Below are 2,605 nucleotides of genomic sequence, written 5' to 3'. Positions count from 1 at the left end.
CACCTGGGGGGTGGACGTCGGCGCGGCCGCGCAGATCCGTGGCGAGCTGCTGGCGTTGCGCGACGCCGGCTGTGCTTTGCTGGTGGTGAGCGAGGAGCTCGACGAGCTGTTCGAGATCAGCGACCGGCTGGTCGTGATCGCGCAGGGACGGCTCTCGCCCCCGGTCCCGACGCGCGAAGCCACCGTCGAGCGCATCGGCGAATGGATGAGCGGGCTGTGGCCGCGCGAGACCCCCCAGGCTCCCGCATCGTCTCCCAACGGAGTGGCCCATGCTCAAGCTTGAAGCCCGTGCGACGCCTTCGCGGGCGATGTCCCTGGCCTCGCCGCTGCTGGCGCTGGCCCTGACCGTGCTGATCGGCATCGGGTTGTTCATCGTCCTCGGCAAGGATCCGGTGCGCGGCCTGCAGATGTTCTTCGTCGAGCCGCTCAAGAGCGGCTACCAGCTCAGCGAGCTGGCGATGAAGGCCGTGCCGCTGGTGCTGATCGCCCTGGGGCTGGCCGTGTGCTTCCGCTCCAATGTCTGGAACATCGGCGCTGAAGGCCAGTTCATCCTGGGGGCCATCTTCGCCGGCGGCGTGGCGATGCAGGCCGGGCCCGACACCGCCCGCGGGTTCTTCGTCGTCGTGCTGCTGGCCGGCGTCGTGGGCGGCATGGTGTGGGCGGCCCTCACCGCCGGCCTGCGCGACGGCTTCAACGCCAATGAGATCCTCGTGAGCCTGATGCTGGTCTATGTGGCCGACATGCTGCTGAGCTATCTCGTCTACGGCCCTTGGAAAGACCCGGCGGGTTTCAACTTCCCGCAGACCGTCACCTTTGCCGAGGCGACCAAGGTGCCGCGCCTGTTCACCGGCCTGCGGGTCCACATCGGTCTGGTCATCGCGCTCGTGATGGTCGCCGTGTTCGCCGTCTTCCTCTTCCGCACCTATGCGGGGCTGAAGCTGCAGGTGGGGGGGCTGGCGCCCATGGCCGCGCGCTATGCGGGCTTCTCCTCGCGCCAAGCCTTGTGGACAGCCCTGCTCATCTCCGGCGGCATGGCCGGCCTGGCCGGCGCGCTCGAGGCGGCCGGCCCGCTGGGCCAGCTCACGCCGCACGTGCCGTCCGGGTATGGCTTTGCCGCGATCATCGTGGCCTTCGTCGGACGTTTGAACCCCGTGGGCATCGTGTTCTCGGCCATCCTGATGAGCATGTTTTACATCGGCGGCGAACTCGCCCAGTCGCGCATGGGCCTGCCCAAGTCCATCACCGGTGTCTTCCAGGGCCTGCTGTTGTTTGCGCTGCTGGCCTGCGACACGCTGATCCACCACCGCATCCGCTGGCAGCGCGGTGCGAGGCTCACCACGGTCCAGCGGGAGGCCTGAATGGAACCCATTGCCCTGCTGATTGCAGCCACGATGAATGCCGGCACCGTGTTGGCCATTGCTTCGCTGGGCCTGCTCATCAACGAGCGGGCCGGCATCGTCAACCTCGGCGCCGAGGGGATGATGCTGGTCGCGGCCATCGCCGGCTTTGCCACCGGTGTGCACACCGGGAACGACTGGCTCGCCTTTGCCGCGGGCGCGGGCGCCGGCGCGGCCATGGCGCTGGTGTTCGGGGTGCTGGTCATCTGGCTCAACACCAACCAGTACGCCTCGGGTCTGGCGCTCAGCCTTTTCGGTGTGGGCTTCTCCGCCTTCGTCGGCATCGGCTACACCCAGGAACGCCTGAGCGACCGGCCCCGCTTCGAGATCCCGGGCCTGGCCGATCTGCCGTTCTTCGGCTCGGCCTTCTTCAAGCACCACCCCATGGTCTACTTCGCCATCGCGCTGACACTGGTGCTGGCTTGGTTCCTCTACCGCTCGCGTGCCGGCCTCGTGCTGCGCGCCGTGGGCGAGTCGCCCGAGTCGGCCCATGCCCTGGGTTATCCGGTGCGGCGCATCCGCCTGCTGGCCGTGCTGGCCGGCGGCGCGCTGTGCGGCTTGGCCGGGGCTTACATCTCGGTCATCTACACCCCGCTGTGGGTGGAGGGCATGATCGCCGGCAAGGGCTGGATCGCGCTGGCCCTCACCACCTTTGCCACCTGGCGCCCGGCACGCGTGTTGCTTGGGGCTTACCTGTTCGGGGGCGTGACCATGCTCCAGTTCCACCTGCAGGGCCAGGGCGTGCAGATTGCGAGCCAGTTGCTCACGATGCTGCCGTACCTGGCCACCATCGTGGTGCTGGTGCTGATCTCGCGCAACCCGAGCTTCATCCGCGTCAACATGCCGGCCTCGCTGGGCAAGCCCTTCTACCCCGGCAGCTGATGGCGACATAATTGCCCATTCCCCTTCCTCCACCCATTCATCGGAGACTCTTCGACATGACCGACTTCACCAAACGCACCCTGGTCCGTCTGGCCGGCCTGGGGGCCCTGGCGGCTGCGGCCGCTCTCGTGGGCTGCGGCAAGAAGGAAGAGGCGCCCGCGCCGGCGCCTGCCGCGCAGGCCCCGGCCGCCAAGCCCGAGCCGCTGAAGATCGCCTTCGCCTACGTGGGGCCGGTGGGGGATGCCGGCTGGACCTTCGCGCACGACAACGGCCGCAAGGCCATCGAGGCCGAGTTCGGCGACCGCGTGCAGACCTCCTTCGTCGAG

2 protein-coding genes and 2 pseudogenes are annotated in these 2,605 nt (G+C 68.5%); all 4 read left to right on the top strand.

Features of this window, described 5'->3' with window-relative positions:
* Nucleotides 1-283: pseudogene (locus ACK42S_RS17255) on the top strand (ABC transporter ATP-binding protein); the annotation flags it as partial.
* Nucleotides 270-1,358 carry an ABC transporter permease gene (locus ACK42S_RS17250; protein ID WP_409710476.1) on the top strand — a complete coding sequence of 363 codons (1,089 nt, stop codon included), beginning with the start codon at nt 270-272 and terminating at the stop codon, nt 1,356-1,358. The pseudogene ACK42S_RS17255 and the gene ACK42S_RS17250, both read left to right, overlap by 14 nt.
* Nucleotides 1,359-2,279: an ABC transporter permease gene (locus ACK42S_RS17245; RefSeq protein WP_409710473.1), complete on the top strand. Its 921-nt coding sequence runs from the start codon at nt 1,359-1,361 to the stop codon at nt 2,277-2,279.
* A gap of 56 nt (nt 2,280-2,335) precedes the next feature.
* A pseudogene (locus tag ACK42S_RS17240) lies at nt 2,336-2,605 on the top strand (BMP family ABC transporter substrate-binding protein); the annotation flags it as partial.

The organism is Caldimonas sp., assembly GCF_046289365.1.
Lineage (GTDB): Bacteria > Pseudomonadota > Gammaproteobacteria > Burkholderiales > Burkholderiaceae_C > Caldimonas.
This window is presented reverse-complemented; position numbering and strand designations above follow the sequence as displayed.